Annotated in this window: 2 protein-coding genes; both read right to left on the reverse strand. The window is 39.0% G+C overall.

What is annotated here, in order from left to right:
- Positions 1-214: 214 nt before the first annotated feature.
- Complete coding sequence (locus AFK68_RS04470; protein ID WP_094671761.1) at positions 215-436, reverse strand: hypothetical protein; 222 nt, start codon at positions 434-436, stop codon at positions 215-217.
- 348 nt (positions 437-784) lie between these two features.
- Positions 785-1522, reverse strand: a complete 738-nt coding sequence (locus AFK68_RS04475; protein ID WP_094671762.1) for a hypothetical protein — start codon at positions 1520-1522, stop codon at positions 785-787.
- Between the last annotated feature and the right edge of the window lie 1624 nt (positions 1523-3146).

A 3146-nucleotide genomic window follows, 5' to 3' on the forward strand; every position in this document is an offset into this window, starting at 1 on the left:
ATCCAGAAATCAAAAAGCAAATAAATTATTATCCATAAATTATCAATTAATTCTTTTTTTCTCTATTTTATATCTCCAGAAAATAGGAGATATAAAATAGAAATACTAGAATTTTTCCTAGATATATCCTACTTTTTCAGGGAGGTTATATCATGTCCGTTGGTATTGTTTGTGTAAACCCAAGGGTGAATATCTACAGGAAATTTAATTTTTTTCAGGCTTTTAAGCCTTCTATTCTAGGTAATGAAAGCCTTCTTCCTTCTTCCTTACCAAAACCAGGAGGTCTAAAGCCTCCCCTTGGATAGGGGATGAAAAAGCGGTCGTTTCGCTCTTGCACAACTTTCCTGACGGAATGCTCCGCAAACGTTAACGCTTCGCGACATGAATTGCTCGCATTCCGTAGGATGGGATGTTGTTTCGGCGCTTGAGCCGACATGAAAAGCGGAGCTGCTCTGCAAGAGCGGGAAACCTAGCCATATCCAATCGACCAAGAGAAATATTTAACTCAGTATTTCAAGCCTCCGACTAAGGTCTGAGGTTCACTGATAACTGATAACGCAGTTCCGACCATAGGAGGCTAACTGTTTAGCTAACGCACAACGCGCGTTTTTCATGTCGCGCAGGGTTAACGGAGTCATGCACTAGCTAAACGGCTGTCGCCGACATGTTTGCGGAGCATTCCCTATACGAAAAAACGCAGTTCTGACCATAGGAGGCTAACTGAAATGACCCTTACCTTACAATACTGATGCTACCAGACATGATATTAGGGCAGGATATTATTTTACAAAATTAGCCAAACAGCTAATCCCCAAAACGGAATAAATCTTAACCAACGTTTGCCACTTTCTGGGGGTTCAATATCTCCTATCAATACTGCTTGGAAAATGGCAAATAAGATTACATCTACACAGAAAGCAATAGTGAGTCGATCGCTCTGAAAGTTTTGCACAAAAAATTCTGCCCTAGCAGCGATATCACCAAATTCTGGTCTGGCGACAATTCCCCAAACTATGGCGATGCTGCCTATAATTAATCCTATTACACCAAATATTTTTGCCAATAAACCTTTACTCATTTGTTCTTCTGTGGGAACTTCGGTTGCGGTGCTGCGCCAAGCCATATATGGTAGGAGGAAAGTATTGGTAAGGAACATTGCCATACTCCAAATTACGATTTTTTGGAGTTCTCCGCCACGGCGATCAACTAGCAGCAGTGGTAGAAACATAAATATCCATGCTTCAGCAAAGTTGAATAAACTTTCTAACCAAGGGTGTATGCTTGGCGCTTCCATATATTTTATACCAACAGCATTAAAAATGGGTAGGATAAAGAAAAAATTGATAGATTGGTTAATAACTTCTTTAATAGTTTCTGTTTCAACTGCCCAGATGGGTCCGTTTGGAAGTGGTTGTTCGTGTGGGGAAAGTAGCAGGATATAAATATATATAGCTGATAACAGCCAGAGGAAGATGGCGATCAGGCGGGAATTTTGTTGTTTTGGTAATTTTGATTGTGTCATTGAGTTATTTTTATGGTATTGATTAATTTTAACATTATCGCGTAATTATTTGTGGTGTCTTGCGGTGCGTTACACTTTCCTTTCTTGGGGAATGCTGCCTCTTCCAGAGGAACTGCGCTTTTTATCTGGCGCCGGGAAACGCAAAAGAAACGCTGTGCATTCATGTTACACAGCATTTCATGTTACCCAGTGAGTCCAAAAACATACCCTACTGGCTACTGGCGCGTCAAGCTTAAAGTAGCTGAATAGATTTTTGGTGTCATATCAAATCCTCTTGCTACGGTTCCCGAGAAATCGGAGTAACAAGAAACCGGGTTTGTGAGAGGTCAATGTTAGTATTGTAGGACATTTGATACAAACCCGGTTTCTCTACTTTTTTATACCGATACTACCGGATTTGATATCAAGATTTAAAGAATCAGCATCGTAATCTTACCATTTTCCTAAAGTAACATTTACAGAGCTTTTCAGATGGATAAACCACATCGTCATAACCAAAATCCAGTAGGGGATTCGCGAATCGCCTCTACGACTCCTAATGACTGACTTCTAGATTAACTATCTAATTACACAGATGCTACCGGATTTGATATAACCTACCATTTAATGTGTATCGGTTCAGTAGGGTGCGTATTTACGGCAAGAATCAATACTCTCAAAGCTATTTAACAATCTATGTGCGGATAATTAGGGCTGACTGATTAAATCTAAAAGTATTTACAGATAAGGGATTGAGTATCTTGAAGTCTTGAAAAAGTACCAGGTTTTAATCTGCTTCATGCACGGTTCCCGAAAAATCAAAAAGTTAGGATTTTGGGTTGACCTCAGGCAGAAAAACCAAGGGATAATTCTTCCTCCTGCCTCCTATAAATTCCCCATTCTTCCTGACTCCTACCCTAATCCATAAGACTTTTTCAGCAAACCCTAATTAGCGATCAAAACACTTCTTTCTCCTGACTCCCCCCTAATTATTGACGGTGGTGGTGCATAGTAATGGTTGAGAGAGTGTGGGAAGTGTGGACTGGGTAGGGAGTGTGGGGAGTGTGGGGAGTGTGGGAAGAAATTACAAAACCAAAACATACAGCATATTCTAAGTATATCAAGTACAAATATTAACAATGAAATGTTGATAGTGCGGGCATCTTGCTCGCAATGGGTATACCTCACCAAGGTGGAATCTGCTCTATATACCTTCACCATTACGCGAGCATGACTACCTTATTTGTAACTGTTCAACCGGAAACGATCTGAGATGTATCGTCCACTACTGTGCATTTAATTTGCTTAGTGCAAGTCAAGTTAAGGAAATCTTTATATTCAGCAATAATCAGTTTTGCTTATTTTTATTTTTGTTGTCAAGAAATGCAGATTAAATGTAGGATTTTTTCGGATTTTCACAGCATAGTTATTAATAGCATAGATGCAAATAATTAGCCCCCCTATGAAAATTAACTTACCGATTTTTTAACTGTATTGGCTAGTTATTTTCTCTAGAAAAAAAACTACTATTTCCTCTAATAGTTAGTCATACTGACTACAGAACACCAGAGTATAATTGCTTAGATTAGTGAATAATTATAGTCTTGAGCTTTCCTAAGTATGTAACTTTTTTATGATCCCCTAT

The organism is Hydrocoleum sp. CS-953 (assembly GCF_002260545.1).
Lineage (GTDB): Bacteria > Cyanobacteriota > Cyanobacteriia > Cyanobacteriales > Microcoleaceae > Trichodesmium.